Origin of the sequence: Flavobacterium psychrotrophum (assembly GCF_003403075.1) — a bacterium.
Taxonomy (GTDB): Bacteria; Bacteroidota; Bacteroidia; order Flavobacteriales; family Flavobacteriaceae; genus Flavobacterium; species Flavobacterium psychrotrophum.
Genome location: NZ_CP031557.1, coordinates 4,755,986 through 4,774,681, shown reverse-complemented (window position 1 = coordinate 4,774,681; position 18,696 = coordinate 4,755,986). Strand labels below are relative to the sequence as shown.

Genomic DNA, 18,696 nt, shown 5'->3' with positions numbered 1-18,696 from the left:
CTATGTTTTTAATTGATTAGCAGCACCTTTACTACGCTGCACATTAAACACTTTAAAATCTTTACTACAGTCCAGCCCCGGCCCTTCCAGGTTATTGCCCTGGCTATCGCGGTAGTTAAAATACTGCTCTGTATAAAACCATTCGTTCTTTTGGTCGTAATACAACTGCTCTGTAGTAAGCAATTTACCATCATCGGTAGAAATCCTTACATTACCTTTCAGGTCCATTACATCAGTGCCTTCATAACGTATACCGTAATTAGCCTCAATATAGGTTTTATTTCCGTTAGTATCATAAAGCGTGATCTTTACACCTTTAGGAAATTCATTAAAGCCATAATCAAGCTGCGTAAAATCAAGCATCAGCGGACTGGTCATGCCCGCCTTTACCTTACCGGAATCTGTATATTTAAGATTTATATCTTCAGACTCGCCTACAGGGTTAAACGCAACACTGTTTATACGCTTCACATCATGAAAATTACTTTCGCATGAAAAAAGTACCGGCAACGCCACTACCATAAAAAAAAATATTTTAGCCAGTATGCGCATTATTTAAGCTTAGGTAATGTTACAGTTTCATTTATCCAGCAGCCATAGGTAATTACATCTCCTTTACTTTTCTTAGCTACTTTTGCTTCTTTTTTGGTTGGTATATTTTTAGAATATTCTTCTTTCAATTTAGTTACGGTAGCAACCAGTTTTGCATCAGCTTCTTCAGCTTTTTTAAGCATATCAATAGCAGCCCAAACAAGCGCTTTCTTTTCAAAATCGCCCAATCCGCATTCTTTAGAAGAAACACTTCTGTACATTTCTGCAATAAAAAGGTATGGCCTACCAAATTTGACATTTGCAGAAGCAGCCATAAGCGCAAATTCTTTAGCCTTTACTTTATCAGCAGATCGATACAAGGCTGCTATTTCCATATACAACTCTGCCTTTTTTTTAACATCGGGCTGCTTTGCAGCTGCCTCCTCATAATATTTTATGGCCCCTTTAGCATCTCCTTTCTTTTGAGAATAATATCCCATATCATAGGTTGCAGCATAAGTAGGATTCGCTTTGTACAATATCTCTATACCATTAAACAGCAAGGCACTTTTAGCACACTTTGCCGCTTTAAGCGAATTTACCATTCCTCTTATCCAGGCAACATCATCATGCTTCTTCTCAAAACTTTCGTTGTAATAAGCTTCCAGTTTTGAACAGCTAAAAATAGCCGAACCCTGTTTTGCCATATTATCAGCCACAGCGTCAAGCGCATCTTCGCTGGATTTTGTTTCTGCAAGGTATGCGTTTTCAGGAACTTCGAGTACTGCGCCGTCTTCCTGTTTTTTTTGTAATTGAGATCTCTTATCGGCAATGCCCTGTTTTGCGGCAGCAACCTGCGCCACAATATCACCATATCTTTTAATAAAGGCATCCGGAGACAGTGTACCCGCCTCATATTGCTTAAGACTCAGGTTAAAATAAAGTTCGAGTGCATTATAATCTGTAAACAGCGTACTGTTAGACACAAATGCAGCATCAAGTACCTTATATACTTCGGCATCGGTCGCTTTAGCATTTCTATGAAGAAAAAGTGCCTTTTTAATAGCAGCGCCGCTACCCGGAAAATTATTTTGCTGCTCGTTATAAAGCTTTACAAGATCATCTGCAATCTTAGCCTTATCTGCATCTGCACGTGTAGTTTCAAATTTATATGTAAGTAACTTGTCTCCTGCATCATACAGGCCTACATCATATTTAGGGCAATCTTTTCGTAGTGTAGCCAAAAAAACAAGTGCCTCATCATAAGCTTGTGCCGTTGTTTTTTCTTTTAGCAACTCATAAGCCTTTTTACACTTATCCTGTGCAGAGGCCGTAAGCGCTAAAAAACCGGCCGCTACTAATAATGCCTTTTGATGTATTTTCATAATCACTTACTTTTAAAACGTTTATTCATATTTACGCTTCACAAACCACCTGTCATTTAATGAAAGGCCTATAAAGAGGTTAAAATATTTTTCCTGTATTAAACCGGCAGTTTTAGTACCACGCTGCCCGTATTCTAACCCTATATTCAGGTTAGAGCTGCCTATTGTTCCGCTTAAAGGTAACCCAAAACCAAGGCTAACAGCATAATCATTAATATCCTGGTTGTTTATAACAAGCCCTGATTTTTCATAACGTAAACCCGCCCTGTAAGTAACCCTGCTCAGGTAACTGGTAAACGAGTAATACTTTGGTATATAGTAGCCGCCTAATGAAAAACGCGATCCTTTTTCGAAAGATACATTATTAAGCCCCGGATAACGGTTACTTAGTTTATCATTTCCTATACTGCTAAATTCTGCACCCACAAACCATTTTCTGTCTTCACCAAAACCTGAGCCAACAGTAATCTTAGAAGCCATTTTCATATCAGTACCGGGAAGAGTCTGCTCACGGTCTTCAATAACAGTTTCAGAATCGTTTGCTTCTGATATGGTTGCAGTAACCCTTTTTGTAGTACCATTTATCTTTGCTTCGGGCGTATATGTAGCACTTGTAGTCCAGGTATACTTTTTATTGATATTAGCCTGATAAAATGCACCAAAATTAACAGCAACTGCATTATAATCGCCACTATTTACTTCCCTGGTAGGATATTGAATACTTTGATTTAATATCCGCACAATAGATTTTGTCTCAATACTACCAAAGTAGTAATTAAAATCTGCTCCAACCGCCAGGTTTTTAGTAACCTTGTAAGATGCCCCTGCAAATACACGGTTAAGGCCACCACTACCATCAAACTTGCGTTCGCGGTACAGGTTATCTTCTGTATTAGGAACCGAATCTTTAATGCGGTACCCCACAGAGGTGTATGGCATAATACCAAAGGCAACACCAATTTTTTTAAATGGTAGCGCCACCGCTATATAATCTACCGTGGTACGGCCGGCATTTGTACTTTCTGCACTGGTAGCTAAACTTGTTTTGGAGGTAGTTGCACCTACGCTAAATGTAGTAAGCTTAAGCGCACCATAAGAAGCGGGGTTTTGCAGGTTAATGTGTATGCTATCCGGCAATACACCCAGGCCGCCCATACTCCTGTTCTCTGCCGTTCCTTTAAACTTCTGGTCTCCAATACCGTAAAACGAGTATGGTGAAGCATTGTTTTCCTGTGAAAACGCTACGCTTGAAAGCAAAAGGCAAAGGCCGGCAATAATCTGTTTTATCATTTGTGGTTTATTGTATATAAAAATAAATGGTTCAGGCTTTCCAGCAGGAAATTTGAATTGGCAAATATGGTGTTTTTTAATCGTTTAGCCAAAAATTCGGCATCTCCTCCTGTCAATATAACTGTTAGCTGCTGATAATCTTGAACATAAGTATTTATAAAGCCCTCAATTTCATGCAGCAACCCATAAGTGGCACCCACGTGCATACTCTGTGCCGTGGAATTACCTATGTAATTTTGTGGCATTTCCGGATATAACAACGGAAGTTTTGCCGTAAAAGTGTGCATGGCATTATATCTTAATTGCAGGCCGGGAGAAATAGCCCCACCTAAATAGTTATCTGCTGCATCTGTAAAATCGTAAGTTATGCACGTACCTGCATCTATTACCAGCCTGTTTTGTGCAGGATATTGCAGTACTGCCCCGGCAGCAAGTACCATCCTGTCGATGCCCAATGTAGCAGGTGTGGCGTACTTATTAATAAACGGAAATGTCAAAGCATGGCTAACAGCAATAACTGCAGTCTGTTTTTTTAACAGCAAAAACAGCTCATCGTCTTCTTTTCCTACTACAGAAAGGATGCTGTGAGTAATTTGAGGGCAGGTTAAAAAAATATTTTCAACCCCGGCAACAGCCTCTTCCTTGCCAAAAGAAAAACGCTGTAACAGGGCAGCACCCTCAAAAACAGCTAATTTGATTTTTGTATTGCCTATGTCTACGGCTAAAAGCATTTCGTATTTATTGATGCGGCAAAGATAGTAATTGATTTTTTTTTAAGATTGTTTTGGATAATATAAAAATGGTTCTATATTTGCACCCGCAAACAAGTTCAGTGAACGCCTTAATAAAATAAGGGTTTGTGATGTAATAAGTACTGGTACCTTAGCTCAGTTGGTAGAGCAATGGACTGAAAATCCATGTGTCCCTGGTTCGATTCCTGGAGGTACCACAAAACCCACTTACACTGAGTGGGTTTTCTTTTTAAAAAGTACATTTATTACAAGGTACCTTAGCTCAGTTGGTAGAGCAATGGACTGAAAATCCATGTGTCCCTGGTTCGATTCCTGGAGGTACCACAAAAATTGACAAAAGCCTTTGAGTCTTCAAAGGCTTTTTATTTGCCTTCAATTTTTACTTCTCACATTACCACAGCGTTAATAAAAACGAAATATTTTACAAAGCTTTACTTAAATCATTTGATTTTAAACATATAGTATTACCTTTGCGCAAATTTTAGCACCGCCTAAACAGTGGCTTTATCGAAAGAAAATACAGTATTATGAATATGAAAAAGATTGTTGAGTACAGAAAACTACTCGACGTTACCAAGACAGCAACTCTAAAAGAGCTTAAAACTATTTACAGGAACAGTATGAAGGACCACCACCCTGACACTATTGCTGACGAGGCTGAAAGGCTTGCTGCCGAAGAAAGAAGTACATCTGTTATAGAAGCATACCACTTTTTAGTAAGCATAGCACCTGAAACTCTTGAAAAAACAAAAGCTGAATATATTGCTACTACAACTACGCAGCAAATTCGCGAATTTTATTTTGACAACCAGGTATTGTATATCAACTTTGCTGACGGACACAATTATGAATATTTTGGCGTACCAAAAGCTACTTACATTAAAATGGTAAATGCAGAATCTCCGGCGCGTTTTGCCCGCAGAAACATACACGGTACATTTTTATACCGCAGTGCTGCTAAAATAGTAGCAGGCGAAGAATAAATCAAGCCGATACAAAACAGAAAGCCCGCCTGCACGCGGGCTTTCTTTATTAAAACAGTAGTTAAAACCATATAAATCTACTGCTTAACAATTTTTTGCCAACTTGTTTTAGTTTCATCCTGAAGTTGTACATAATAGATACCTTTAGACAGATGCGCCACAGGCAATGTTTTACCCGATAGTACATTTTGATCAGAAATTGCTTTTTTACCCATAGTGTCAAAAACAGAAACCGTACCTGTAAAGCCAGCGATATTGAGCATATCCTGAACCGGATTAGGATAAATACTTATATCATCACCTTTATTTACAGGATTACTTAAAGAGGATTCTCTTAGCTCCAAATTATCTACAGTAAAGTAAGATGAGATACCAAGTCCCGGCGCAAAATATTCAAAATCGACTGTTCTTTTTACCTTAGAAGGATCTAGTATCACCTTGACTGTATCCGGAGTTTCATCACTATAGTACTGTATTGGCACATAAAAGCGCTTGTAGCTTTGGCTGGCATCCAAATCCACCACACCCTGCCCTATAGTATCATTCTTGCTCACAACGTCATTCCATTTTGTAAGATATATACTTACCTGCGCCACATCATCTATAAAATCCATACCGTTTGTAAGCACATTATCTGTATATTTATAATAGCCGGACAGTGAAGCCGGGCGTGAATGTATTGGCGCAGATTGTATCGCAACATCTTTAACATAAGTATACCATACACTAAGCTTAAGCGCATAAGAATTATTTTGAGCATCGGTAACAGGTGGGTACATAAAGTACCCTCCAACCTGCGATGCCAGGCCACTGCTCCACCACCAGCCAGAAGGTAGGTTTAGCATTTGATCTTCAGAAATAGGTGTATCCCATAATTCAAAATCAAGGTTTTGTAATTGTGCGTTTCCTGCCCATGCAACGGTCATCAGCAGGAGAGTGAGTAATTTTCTTTTCATTTTACATTTTTTTTATTCCATTAGTAATACATCAAAAGTATTCTTAACGAATAGAATTTTAGTTATGAAAAAAACGCAAACAATTATGAATTTGAAGCTTTAATACTTAAATTCAGTTATTTGTAATTCTTAATGAGTTCTGCCTGTAGTTCAGCAGGTGTTTTATTTGTAGCAGATTTTATAAACGCACTAAAATTTGCCGGACTGTCAAAATTAAGCCGAAAGGCAATTTCTTTAAGCGAGAGTTGGTTTAGTAGCATTAGTCTCCTTATCTCGAGCAACAACTCTTCGTGTATAAGCTTTAGAGGCGTTTTGCCAAAACTGTTTTTGCAAAACACCGTAAGCCTGTCTGTACTGCAACCCAACAGCTCCGCATACTCAATAACCTTTCTTTTAGTGTAAATATTCTGGCCTAACAGCGAGATAAAGTGGCTTGCAAAATTATTTTCGACGGCTATATTTTTTCCTAAATCCTGCTCGATTAAAGAAATGAGCAATATCTGAAGATAACTATAGGCTTTGTAGATAGACAAGTGCGAAAGGTTTTCTATCTGCATTAAACCACGAATATTATCTGCCAGGCTATAAATATGTGAAAACTGACCAGCCGATAAAAGTATTGCCGGATTTTCAATGTACAGTTGATAATGCTTTATAGGAAATATAAAATCGAACACCTCTTTTTTAAACTGGATAACCATACCCTGCGCACCGCTGCGCTCCAGTAAATGAATTTGCCCCGGATAAACCACATATACTTCAGCGGCTTTTAGTTCATATTTAGAAAAGTCAATAAACTGGTAGCCACCCTGGTGTGTAATTAAAATAATCTCAAAATAATCATGCCGGTGCGCCGTATGAAAATCATAAGGATTATCATAATCCAGTGGCTCTATAGCTAATAACGTATTAGGGTGGGGTAAAGAAACTGTTTTCAAGGCACTTTTACTAAGCCATAAAAATACTGATTTTTACGAATAACCTTACACAACAAGAATTAGACCCTCATTTTTAAATATCTGGCAATATTGAATATTGCAATTTAAGATTTGTGCATTTAATACTCTGCCAATGCCACAAATATGTATAATCTACCTCCTGAAAAGTATTAGCTGGCCAGATTAAGCAGGTAAATTACTAAACCTTGCGAATGTGTTTACCTGCCTCAGGACATTACACAGAATTGCTTAGTTAAGTCAATCTCAATAAAACAAGAAAAGCCACGCTGAGCGTGGCTTTCTAATGCTTTTTGTGTCCGTCTACTAGTGAGCAGGAGCAACTGGAGCAGCAGCTGTAGTATCTGCAGCAGCAGCTGTAGTATCAACAGCAACAGTATCAGCTACTGGAGCTGTAGTTTCTTCAACAACAACTGTAGTGTCAGCACCTTCAGTAGCTTCAGTTTCAGCTTTCTTACATGATGTGAATGAAAGACCAAGTACCGCAACAAGAGCTAGGCTTAAAACAACTTTTTTCATCTTACTAAATTATAAAGGTTAATTATTAATTCGGAGCAAAGATATAAATTTTTTGACACCGCAAAATATTTCAGTAACAATTTTTTTCAAATCATTTCACACTGAAAGCCAGCGCATTACCAATAACGATTTCGATTTTAACATTATCGTTACAAGATTATTTGCTCATGAACATATAAAGTTTTGTAAAACAGGCTTCTGCGAAGTACCCTGCCTGCAAATTTACTTTACAAGTTTCATCTCTTTTACAAGATGTCCGGCGCCGGCAAATTTATCAACAATAAACAACACATAGCGCATATCTACCATTATGTTACGGCAAATATTAGGGTCATAATGTATATCGCTCATGGTACCTTCCCACACGCGGTCAAAATTAAGCCCTATCAGGTTGCCCTTAGCATCTATAGCCGGGCTGCCGCTGTTACCGCCGGTAGTATGATTTGTACCTATAAAGCATACCGGCATTTTGCCGTTCTCGCCATACTGTCCGTAATCCTTTTTATTATAAAGCTCGATAAGCTTTTGCGGCACATCAAATTCGTAGTCGTTAGGCACATACTTTTCGATAACGCCATCAAGGTACGTTACCGGCTCATAGTACACCGCATCGCGCGGCTCATAGCCCTTAACCTTACCATAAGTAATCCTCAGCGTGCTGTTAGCATCCGGGAATATACGGGCATCTTTAGGGCTAAGCTCTAAAATGGCTTTCATATAAGTGCGTTGCAGGGCCGTTATCTTAAGATTAATCTCTTCATACTTAGGCGCTACTTTTTCCATATACGCAGCAGTCATGGCTTTTATAAGTTGGTAGCCCTTATCAGCATTCAACTTTTGTATCACAGCCGCAGGTTCGCCCGCAAGCAGTTGTTTTACGCCTTCGTAGCTTACCAGGCCACTCTTACCATACACGTCAGCGGTAAGCTGTGCAGCATTTGCATTAAGTAACGCATCGGGTAAAAATTGTTTAGGCACCTTATTAATGTATAACGCTATCAGCTGCTCAAACACTTTTTCATCTACTGCTTTACTATAATCTTTATACGTAGCTTCAAGCGAAGCTATGGTGTTATTCTTACGGTCGGTAAAACTCTGTGCGCCTTTAGCATTATACACCTGCTCTAGTTGGTACAGGCGGTAGCCAATGGTAAGCAACTCAGTATTGCGCAGTGCAACCTCTACAAAATAGTCGCGACCCAGGGCATATGGCTCTATGGCTTTGTACTGCACCTCAAAATCAGGAAGCAGGTTACCGTATTCGGCTTGCTTACCCGCTTTGCTAACCCATTGCGTAAACTGGGCTTCATAATTTCTTTTTATGGCAACGGCATTACTCTTTTTAAGCCCCTGCACCTCGCCTATCCATTTTTTCCAATAGTTGGCAATACCCGCATATTTAGAAGCGTACTGAATTTTTATCTGCGGGTCTTTTCGCATAAAGCCATCTTCTACCTTAAGGGCAGCATCGCGAATTTCGATCTTGGCAGGGTCAAGCACGTTTACGATTTGCTCTACGGCAACGGCAGGCAAATATTCTGTAGTACGGCCTGGATAGCCAAATACCATTGTAAAATCATTTTCTTTAACACCGCCAATGTTTACCGGCAAAAAGTGTTTAGGCTTGTACGGCACATTGTCTTTACTGTATTCTGCCGGGCGGTTGTCTTTACCCGCATAGATGCGGAACATACTAAAATCGCCTGTATGGCGCGGCCACACCCAGTTGTCAGTATCACTACCAAATTTACCAATGCTTGATGGCGGTGCACCCACCAGTCGGATATCTTTAAACGTCTCGGTTATAAACCTTATGTATTGGTTACCCTCATAAAATGTACGGATGCTGTTTTCCTGCCAGCTTTCCTTAGGCAATGATTTTGTCAGGCTTGTAATGTTTTCCTGTATTTTTTTCTGGCGTGCTTCTTCGCTAAGGCTTTGAGTACCCTCAAGTACTTTTGTAGTTACGTCGTCTATGCTTACAATAAAGGTTACCACTACACCGGGGTTAGGCAGTTCTTCGGCCTGGCTCATGGCCCAGAAACCGTTAGTAAGGTAGTCGTGCTCCAGCGTGCTGTGGCTTTGTATGTTATCGTACCCACAGTGGTGGTTAGTAAGCAACAAGCCCTGCGGCGAAATAACCTCAGCGGTACAGCCACCGTCAAACTGCGGCACGGCATCTTTAAGGCTGGAATGGTTTACAGAGTAGATATCCTCGGCTTTCATTTTCATGCCCAGGCTTTTCATTTCTTTTTCGTTAAGGCCGCTCAGTAGCGAGGGTATCCACATACCTCCCTGCTGGGCTACGGCAGGCACTGTAAGGAACAGTACCAGTAAACGTAGTAGTTTCATTTTAATGGTTTTGTTTTAACGGGATGCAAGATAGGGAATTTTACTTAGTTGGGTAAAAGGGGTGGTTTTGCGTGTGGTGGAGAATGTTATTGCATTCTATATTTTAGACAACCGGATGAAAATGCTTTCTTCACGCACCGTCTTTGCGAGGAGGAACGACGAAGCAATCTTATCGTAAAATCTTCTGATAACAAGAATAACTATTAAAGAAATGAGTATCGAGATGTCTCCTATCGTTAACATGGAAAACCTCACTTATACACAAATATCAAGCAATTGCGATTCATTTTGTCATGCTGACGACAGGAAGCATCTCTCTGTCAAGATTCTTCACTCCGCTACGCTTCGTTCAGAATGACAAAACCGAATTATGATGATTTCTTTACACAAGCATGAAGCTACTCCCTCTCCTTCGGAGAGGGCTGGGGTGAGGAACTAATTTCCCCAAGCAGCCACAAATAATCTTCCTGTTTATTTACAAAATCACGATCAGTAACATCAATTACTTTTACGTTAAGCCCCTGTAGCGATTTTATGTAATCGAGGTAACCGCGGTTAATACTTTCAAGGTAGTCGGCACTAATGTCCTGCTCGTAGCTGCGGCCACGTTTTTTTATATGCTCCAGCAGGCGCGGCGTGCTTTGGTACAGGTAAACATACAGGCCGGGCTTGGGCAGCTCTTTATACATAATATCAAACAGGCGGCGGTACAGACGGTACTCGTCTTCACTAAGCGTGACTTTAGAAAATATAAGCGATTTAAAAATATGGTAGTCGGCCACCACAAAATCGCTGAAAAGGTTAAACTGTGCAAGGTCGTCAGTTATTTGCTGGTAACGGTCTGCCAGGAACGACATTTCCAAAGAAAACGCATAGCGCGACTGGTCTTCATAAAACAGTGGCAGGAATGGGTTATCCGCAAAACGCTCCGGCACCAGTTTCCCGTTAAAATCTTCTGATATTTTACTGGCAAGCGAGGTTTTACCCGCGCCTATATTACCCTCTATGGCAATATAATTAAAACGTTCCGGGCTGTAACCTGACAGCGGCGCATTCAGCTTCATTACCCATTTACAATCAGAAGTATCTTCGCTTACCGCTATCAGCTGGTTGATGTTTTTATTCAACACCGGGTGTATCCAGTTTGGCACTACGTCCCTTACAGGATACAACACAAAATTGCGCCCCTGCATCCGCGGATGCGGTATGTGCAGGTGTTCGCTATTTATAACCTCATCATTAAAAGCAATAATATCAATATCTATGGTGCGCGAAATATATTCACCCGTTGCACTACGAAGCCTCCCCCCTTCTGCCTCAGCAGCAAAGAGTCCATGCAAAAGTGCATCAGGGTCTTTTGTAGTGTGTACAAGCAGGGCACAGTTATAAAACGCATCGCCCTCAAAGCCAAGAGCAGGCGTTTCATAAATACCCGATACGTTTACTACCGTGGCAACATGGTTATGTATGTAGTCTATGCCTTGTTGCAGGTTTTGCAGGCGGTCGCCCATATTGCTGCCCAGGGATAGTATGGCGCTGTTTTGAAATTTCATAGGCTGCAAAGTAACTAAACATTTACCGCATGAGCCGCCATTGTTAATAATTTCCGCGCAGGCTGTAACATATCTGCTGTTTGGGCTACTTATACACTGTTAATTCAATATTATAACTATGCAGTTTTTAAAAAATGTACTTTCTACCATCGTGGGTATCTTTTGTTTCTTCCTGGTGTTTTTTATTATAATATTCGCCATTGCGGCAGTAGCCGGGGGCAGCAGCAGCGACGAGATCGTTGATGTTCAGGATAATTCGGTTATCGAACTCGATATTAAAGACGTTAAGAACGATTACGGTGGTAAATTTACCAGCACTAAAATGGCATTTCTTAACTCTGAGCCAAACGACGGCCTTATTGATGTACTAAATGCATTGGATGCTGCCAAGACAGATAACCGCATAAAGGGTATTACCCTTACTAACAGTACAACTGTACTGGGCATGGCACAGATGAAGACCCTGCGCGACAAGCTTGAAGATTTTAAAAAATCGGGCAAGTTTGTAGTAGCATATGGCGATATGTACACCCAGGCAGATTACTACCTGAACTCGGTTGCCGATACCCTGTACCTTAACCCTGCGGGCGATATGGAACTTAAGGGCCTTAGCAGCGAACTGATGTTCTTTAAAGATTTTCAGGAGAAAACAGGCATTACCATGGAAGTTATCCGCCACGGAAAATATAAGAGTGCCGTAGAGCCTTTTATTGCCAACGAAATGAGTCCTGAAAATCGCGAGCAGGTAAGCGGACTTCTTAATGCCGTATGGAAATCGGTTAGTGCCGATATCGCAAAGAGCAGGAAACTTACTACCGATAGTATTAACAGCATTGCAACCAACCTGAGTGCACGTTCGCCGGAACTGGCTAAGAGCCGTGGTCTGGTAGATAAAATAGCCTACGAAGATGAGTACCGCAACGGCATCCGTAAGGCTTTGAAAGTTAAAAAAGGTGACGAATATAATGAGGTGAGCATACTTGATTATGTAAAAGCCAATAAAATAAATGACATCATCAACATGGCAAATGATCGTGTTGCGGTAATTTATGCACAGGGCGAAATTACTGCCGGCGAAGGTAATATTAGTACCGTTGCTGAGGGTTCTATGCGCGATGCTTTTAAGGCTGCCGTAGAAGATGATGCCGTAAAAGCTATTGTACTTCGTGTAGACTCTCCGGGTGGTAACGCACTAACATCTGAGCTGATATGGAGGGAAGTAGAACTTGCCAAAAAGAAAAAACCTGTGGTTGTTAGTATGGGTAACTATGCTGCATCCGGAGGATATTACATTGCTGCCGGTGCTAACCGCATTTTTGCCGAAGCTACTACCATAACCGGATCGATAGGTGTATTTGGCGTATTACCAAACCTTTCTAAACTAAGCACTAACATGGGCATACATGCACAAACGGTAAGCACACATAAAAATGCTTCAGATTACAGCCTGTTTCAGCCCATGGGCGACCCTGAACGTGCCGTAATACTGGAAGGTGTAGAGCGTGTGTACAAAACCTTTGTAGACCGTGTAGCGCAAGGCCGCAAGATGACTCCCGAAGCTGTAGATGCCATAGGCCAGGGCCGTGTATGGAGCGGCACCGATGCTAAAAGGATAGGACTTGTAGATGAAATAGGTGGCCTGGATGCTGCTGTAAAATATGCTGCCAAGCTTGCAAAAGTTACCAAATACTCTACACAGAACTACCCTGAATATGAGGCTACTTTAAACAGCTACCTTGCAGGAATGAGCGGGCTTCCGTTTGCGCAAACGCGTGAAAGCCTTATCGAAGAACAGGTGGGTACAGAAAACTACCAGCTTATAGAACGCATACGCCGTGTTATGAAAACAAGGGGCACTCAGGCCATGATGCCTTTTGAAATAAATATCAGGTAATTTTAGTTAAATACACGTATATTTAAACCAAAATTATAAGAGCAATATGGTTAAGAAAATCTTAAAATGGACAGGTATTGTCCTCGTGGTTATTATTGCGCTGCTTGCAGCTGCCCCGTTCCTTTTTAAAGACAAGATTAAAAGCATGGTGGTTAAGGCCATTAACGACCAGGTAGATGCTACCGTGGCGTTTGAAGACGTGAGCCTTAGCCTGTTCAGCAACTTCCCAAAGGCAAGTGTTACCGTTGATAAACTAAGCGTTATCAACAAAGCACCTTTTGCAGGAGATACTCTTGTGTATGTAGGCGAAGTTAACCTTAACATGAGTGTTAAAGAGCTTTTTAAAAGTGAAGGCGAAGCCATGAACCTTGAGTCTTTTGCTTTAAAAAACAGTGTGGTAAACATCCTGTTCAATAAAGACGGTGTAGGTAACTTTGACATTGCCCTTAAAAAGGCGGAAGAAGAAAAACCATCTGAAGAGCCTTCAAAACCTTTTGCTCTTAGCATACAAAAATATGAAGTAGAGAACATGAAGTTTCGCTACTTTGACGCCCGTTCTAAAATGAGCGTGGTTATAGACAGCCTTAACCACAGCGGAACCGGTAACTTTGCCGCTAATAAACTGGATCTTGACACCCACACCACCGCCACTCTTACGGTAGATATGGACAAGACCAACTTTATGCGTGCTACTAAGCTAAAGCTTGATGCTGTACTGGGTATGGATCTTGACAAGAGCATTTATACCTTTAAAGAAAACAAGCTGCTTATTAACCAGATGGGGCTTGAATTTGACGGTAGCGTAGCCTTGCTTGAAGCCGGACAGGACATAAACATCAGTTTTAAAACCCCGGAATCATCATTTAAGAACTTCTTAGCCCTTGTGCCGGAAAGCTACAGCGGCAGTCTTGCCAATGTAAAAACCGAAGGTAATTTTACCATTAACGGTAAGGTAAACGGTGTGATGGATGATAACCACATCCCTAAATTCAACATTGCCTTTAACAGTAACAATGCTTCATTTAAATATCCTGACCTGCCAAAAGGTATCAGCAATATTGTTATTGACACCAAGATTGTTAACGAAACGGGCATCATGAACGACACTTACGTTAACCTTGATAAACTGTCATTCCGTATTGACCAGGACGTGTTTGATTCAAGCGCCAAAATACGCAACCTTACAGAGAACATCCTTGTAGATGCAAAGCTTAAGGGCACCATTAACCTTGGTAACTTTACCAAGGCATACCCCGTAAAGCTGGATGTGCCATTATCGGGCATACTTAAAGCCGATGTAGAAACGAAGTTTGACATGGCATCGGTAGAAAAAGGTGCTTACGAAAAAATAGACAACAGGGGCAGCATAAGCCTGAGCGGGTTTAACTACACGCCGGATGGTTTTGACAAGCCTTTTGTTATCAGCCAGGCCGATGTGCAGTTTAACCCAAGCCGCATAAGCCTGAGCCGATTTGACGCAAAAACAGGCAGCAGCGACATTGGCATTACCGGTACGCTTGATAACTTTTATGGTTTTGCCTTCAGGAACCAAACACTTCAGGGTAACTTCAACATGAAGAGCAACAAGCTTGTAGTAAATGATTTTATGACGACAGCAGTTACTACTACAAAAACAACCACTACTGAAAGCGAAGCCGGAAAGGCAGATAAGACAACAAAAACTACCACTGCAAGCGATGCGGTAAAAATTCCGGCATTTCTTGATTGCACCATTACAGCCACAGCCAAGACTGTGGTATATGACAACCTGAACCTTAAGGATGTTTCGGGCAAGATGATCCTGAAGGATGAGGCCGTAACATTACAAAATGTAAAAACCTCAATTTTTGGTGGTGGTATTGGCTTTAACGGAAAAGTATCTACAAAAGAGGCCAAGCCTACTTTTGACATGGATCTTGCACTGAGCAACATCGACATTACACAGTCGTTTACACAGTTGGAAATGCTTAAAAAAATTGCCCCTATTGCAGAGGTAATTACCGGTAAGCTAAACACAAATATTAAAGTAGCAGGTAATCTTGATGCTAAAGAAATGACTCCCGATATGCAGTCGCTATCAGGTAGCCTGGGCGGTTCATTGGCGAATGCCGTAATACACACAGAGCAGTCTAAAGTACTTACCGCGCTTACAAGCAACGTAAAATTTCTTGACCCAAGCAAAATCAACCTGAACCAAAAGCTAAACCTTACTTTTGATAACGGCAAGGTAAACATTCAGCCGTTTATTGTTAAGTACCAGGACATCGACATTAAGATAGACGGTACGCACGGTTTTGACCAGACCATGAGCTATAATGTAAACTTTGATGTACCTGCTAAATACCTGGGCGAACAGGTTACTGCTAAGGCTGCTGCGCTAAAAGTGGACATCAGTAAAATAAGCGTACCGGTTACAGCTAACATTACGGGTAACTTCCAAAGCCCTAAAGTGAGCACAAACATTGCTAAGGCCATTACTAATGTGGTTACACAACTTGTAAACCAGGAAAAAGACAAATATATTAATCAGGCAAAAGATAAGGCTACCGAAAAAGGCAAAGAGCTATTAGGCAACCTGCTTGGTGGCAATAAAAACAGCAGCACAACTACCACAGCTAAAGACACTGCAAAAACCACTACGCCAAAAACAAGCGAAGAGGTAAAACAAAAAGCAGAAGATGCCGCTAAAAACACGGTAAAAAATGCGGTTAACGGCCTGTTTAAAAAGAAAGACAAGAAAGAATAATTTAGTGAGCAATGCTCAATAGCAGTAAGCAGTAGCTTCACTCTGACAACAAGGCTTTGTCATTCTGAACGGAGCGACAGCGTAGTGAAGAATCTCTCCATGAAAATGAGATACTATAAAACGAAAATCCCGGCAACGCAATGTTACCGGGATTTTGCGTTAATGGCTTTGCATGATATAGACATGCTGCTCCTGCCGGAGCTCAACTGCATCATAAAACACTCTGTTATATACATGTAGAAAATATCTCACCACAAAGTACACCATGAAAACCGCCTTTCGCGGAAGAACACAAAGCTTTGTGTCCTTTTAGTGTAGCTTCTGACAACCAACTTAGTGTTCTTAGTGCACTTTGTGAAATCCTGGTGCTCTCCGTGGTAAAATTCACTTAGTAAAGCCTTACATCTCTCTGTATTAAAAGCTTAGGTTAGCGTTTAAATATAAGTTCAGACTACAAATAAAAAACCGGGACAGCCAAATCGACTACCCCGGTTTTCATAATATTGAGTGAAGCTATCTAAAATACTGATAGTCTAACAATCTAAAAATCTTATTTGATGCTTATCGCACAGCCTCCACTGGTAGCAAGTTTCTGCTTCAGTTTTGTTTTACTGGTAACTTTTACTTTCTTCACGGTATAGCTTTGCGGGTTCTTATCATAACTTGCATCAGCACCATCTGCGTAAATAGTAGCGGTATACGTTTTGCCTTTAGGGAGGAACTCAAATGTAAGCGTAGCTTCGCGTGCGTTTTCATCGGTAATTGCACCTACATACCATTCTTCTTTACCTTTTGCTTTACGTGCTATGGTAATATAATCGCCCGGCTCGGCATCAAGCACCCAGCTTTGATCCCAGTCAACCGCCACATCCTTTATAAACTGGAAAGCATCTTTATGCTTGTTGTAGGTTTCAGGTAAGTCGGCCGCCATTTGAAGTGGGCTGTACATAGTTACATACAGTGCAAGCTGCTTAACCAGCGTAGTATGTACAAACGAATTGTTATCGGGGTTGTAGGCGTTTATCTGTGTCTGGAAGATACCCGGAGTATAATCCATTGGACCACCGGTAAGGCGTGTAAACGGCAATATAGTAGTATGGTCTGGGTTATTACCTCCAAACGATTCATACTCTGTACCACGGGCAGCCTCATTACCTATAAGGTTAGGATATGTACGCGCAAGCCCTGTAGGGCGCACTGCCTCGTGGGCATTTACCATTATCTTGTATTCTGCTGCTTTTTCAATAGCGTACTGGTAGTGGTTTATCATCCACTGTCCATAATGGTACTCTCCCCTCGGGATAATGTCGCCCACATAACCACTTTTCACAGCATTATAGCCATTATCAGCCATAAACTGGTAGGCTTTATCCATCCAGCGCTCGTAATTGCGCACAGAGCCAGATGTTTCATGGTGCATAATAATCTTAACGCCTTTACTTGCAGCATAGCGGTGCAGTTCTTTTACATCAAAGTCAGGATATGGCGTAACAAAGTCAAACACAAAATCTTTTGATTTGCCAAACCAGTCTTCCCAGCCTTCGTTCCAGCCTTCAACCAATACGGCATCAAGGCCATTCTCTGCAGCAAAGTCAATATATTCTTTTACGTGGGCAGTGTTAGCCGCGTGCTTACCGTTAGGCTTGGTTTTGCTGTAATCTGTCTCACCCAGTTTTACACTGGTAAGGTCGTTATAGGCCCAGGTGCTTTTACCTGTTATCATTTCCCACCAAACGCCAACATATTTTACGGGCTTTATCCACGATACATCTTTATATTTTGTAGGTTCATTAAGGTTATACACCAGGCGCGACATCAGGATATCACCGGCTTTATCGCTTACAATAACCGTACGCCACGGAGATTGGAATGGCGACTGCATATAGCCTTTGTTACCTACAGCATCGGGTGTAAGCCAAGATTCTAACACCATGTTCTTATCATCAAGGTTAAGCGACAGGCATGAGTAGTCGATAAGCGCCGCTTCGTGTATGTTGATGTACAGGCCATCCTGGCTTTTCATCATCAATGGTGTCTGGAGCCCTGTAGGCGAGAACGTTTCCTGGCTTGCATTTGGCGTTACCGCAGCCTTCATTTTTCCGCGCACCTCGCTTAGCTTGCTTGTTACGGTACTGTATTCCTGTGTATCATAGTCACCCGGTAGCCAGAATGCTTTGTGGTCTCCCGCAAGGGCAAACTGCGTACGCTCTTCTTTTATGATAAAATAGTTAAGTTCGGGCTGTTCAGGAAACTCGTACCTAAAGCCAAGGCCGTCGTTAAACAGGCGAAAACGGATACGGATATAGCGCCCTTTTTGTGCTTTTTGCGAAAGCGTAACCAGTAACTCATTGTAGTTATTACGAATCGTTTTTTCCTCACCCCATACCGGCGTCCAGGTTTCGTCAAATTTTGAGGTTTCGGTTTTATCTACAGTAAAGCCGTCAAGTAGTGGGGCAACATCTTTAGTGTCAATGCCCAGCTTACTGGTTTTAATAACCGCTTTTTTCTTATAGGTCAGCGCATAAGTGGGTTCGCCTTTGGCAGAAAGCGAAAAAGTTAGCTGCTGGTTGCCATCCGGCGAAACGATCTGTTGGGCAGATACCGCCAGGCCAATAAACAGCATACAGGCCAATATGATTTTTTTCATGAATATGGGTTTAATCATTAAGGGATTAAATTTATCCAATTTAAAGATACAAATTTACCAATTCATAATTTACCCACTACTACAACCTTTGCGTGTTGAAAACTTATTGGTTTTGAGAAGGAAATTTTGAAT

The 18,696-nt window shown here is 41.3% G+C and carries 13 protein-coding genes and 2 tRNA genes; 5 read left to right on the top strand and 10 right to left on the bottom strand.

Annotated elements, in window-relative coordinates:
* The 4 genes from lptC to DYH63_RS20820 are packed head-to-tail and all read right to left on the bottom strand — an operon-like array spanning window position 1 to window position 3,937.
* Entirely contained in the window at window positions 1-552 is a 552-nt protein-coding gene (gene lptC / locus DYH63_RS20835; protein WP_116790634.1) for an LPS export ABC transporter periplasmic protein LptC, read from the bottom strand.
* A complete protein-coding gene (locus DYH63_RS20830; protein ID WP_116790633.1) occupies window positions 552-1,916 on the bottom strand; it encodes a hypothetical protein in 1,365 nt (454 codons plus the stop codon). Before DYH63_RS20830 ends, lptC begins: the two co-directional genes overlap by 1 nt.
* A 21-nt stretch (window positions 1,917-1,937) precedes the next feature.
* The gene (bamG, locus tag DYH63_RS20825) at window positions 1,938-3,206 is read right to left on the bottom strand and encodes a BamG family beta-barrel-assembly machinery protein (RefSeq protein WP_116790632.1); all 1,269 of its coding nucleotides are present in this window, start codon (window positions 3,204-3,206) and stop codon (window positions 1,938-1,940) included.
* Window positions 3,203-3,937 carry a type III pantothenate kinase gene (locus tag DYH63_RS20820; RefSeq protein WP_116790631.1) on the bottom strand — a complete coding sequence of 245 codons (735 nt, stop codon included), beginning with the start codon at window positions 3,935-3,937 and terminating at the stop codon, window positions 3,203-3,205. Before DYH63_RS20820 ends, bamG begins: the two co-directional genes overlap by 4 nt.
* 145 nt (window positions 3,938-4,082) lie before the next feature.
* Between DYH63_RS20820 and DYH63_RS20815 the strand changes: the two genes are divergently transcribed.
* The 3 genes from DYH63_RS20815 (at window position 4,083) to DYH63_RS20805 (ending at window position 4,941) form a co-directional block, all read left to right on the top strand.
* Window positions 4,083-4,155: transfer RNA gene (locus DYH63_RS20815), tRNA-Phe, on the top strand.
* 54 nt (window positions 4,156-4,209) lie between these two features.
* Window positions 4,210-4,282: transfer RNA gene (locus DYH63_RS20810), tRNA-Phe, on the top strand.
* 209 nt (window positions 4,283-4,491) lie between these two features.
* Entirely contained in the window at window positions 4,492-4,941 is a 450-nt protein-coding gene (locus tag DYH63_RS20805) for a KTSC domain-containing protein (RefSeq protein WP_116790630.1), read from the top strand.
* Between the two features lie 77 nt (window positions 4,942-5,018).
* On the opposite strand, the gene DYH63_RS20800 is transcribed toward DYH63_RS20805, so the two are convergent.
* The 5 genes from DYH63_RS20800 to folK all read right to left on the bottom strand — a co-directional run bounded on the left by DYH63_RS20800 (window position 5,019) and on the right by folK (window position 11,277).
* On the bottom strand, window positions 5,019-5,897 hold the full coding sequence (locus tag DYH63_RS20800) for a T9SS type A sorting domain-containing protein (RefSeq protein ID WP_116790629.1): 879 nt from the start codon (window positions 5,895-5,897) through the stop codon (window positions 5,019-5,021).
* 116 nt (window positions 5,898-6,013) lie between these two features.
* Window positions 6,014-6,835, bottom strand: a complete 822-nt coding sequence (locus tag DYH63_RS20795; protein ID WP_116790628.1) for a helix-turn-helix domain-containing protein — start codon at window positions 6,833-6,835, stop codon at window positions 6,014-6,016.
* Between the two features lie 324 nt (window positions 6,836-7,159).
* On the bottom strand, window positions 7,160-7,372 hold the full coding sequence (locus DYH63_RS20790; RefSeq protein ID WP_116790627.1) for a hypothetical protein: 213 nt from the start codon (window positions 7,370-7,372) through the stop codon (window positions 7,160-7,162).
* 222 nt (window positions 7,373-7,594) lie between these two features.
* On the bottom strand, window positions 7,595-9,724 hold the full coding sequence (locus DYH63_RS20785) for a S46 family peptidase (RefSeq protein WP_116790626.1): 2,130 nt from the start codon (window positions 9,722-9,724) through the stop codon (window positions 7,595-7,597).
* 398 nt (window positions 9,725-10,122) lie between these two features.
* Window positions 10,123-11,277, bottom strand: coding sequence for a 2-amino-4-hydroxy-6-hydroxymethyldihydropteridine diphosphokinase (gene folK, locus DYH63_RS20780; protein WP_116790625.1), 1,155 nt, complete (start codon window positions 11,275-11,277; stop codon window positions 10,123-10,125).
* Window positions 11,278-11,395: 118 nt separating this feature from the next.
* On the opposite strand from folK, the gene sppA reads away from it, so the two are divergent.
* Together sppA and DYH63_RS20770 are read left to right on the top strand one after the other, a co-directional pair.
* Window positions 11,396-13,171 carry a signal peptide peptidase SppA gene (gene sppA, locus DYH63_RS20775; RefSeq protein ID WP_116790624.1) on the top strand — a complete coding sequence of 592 codons (1,776 nt, stop codon included), beginning with the start codon at window positions 11,396-11,398 and terminating at the stop codon, window positions 13,169-13,171.
* A 46-nt stretch (window positions 13,172-13,217) separates the two neighbouring features.
* Window positions 13,218-15,917: an AsmA-like C-terminal region-containing protein gene (locus tag DYH63_RS20770; protein ID WP_116790623.1), complete on the top strand. Its 2,700-nt coding sequence runs from the start codon at window positions 13,218-13,220 to the stop codon at window positions 15,915-15,917.
* Between the two features lie 550 nt (window positions 15,918-16,467).
* On the opposite strand, the gene DYH63_RS20765 is transcribed toward DYH63_RS20770, so the two are convergent.
* On the bottom strand, window positions 16,468-18,564 hold the full coding sequence (locus tag DYH63_RS20765) for a glycoside hydrolase family 97 protein (RefSeq protein WP_116790916.1): 2,097 nt from the start codon (window positions 18,562-18,564) through the stop codon (window positions 16,468-16,470).
* Window positions 18,565-18,696: the final 132 nt, after the last annotated feature.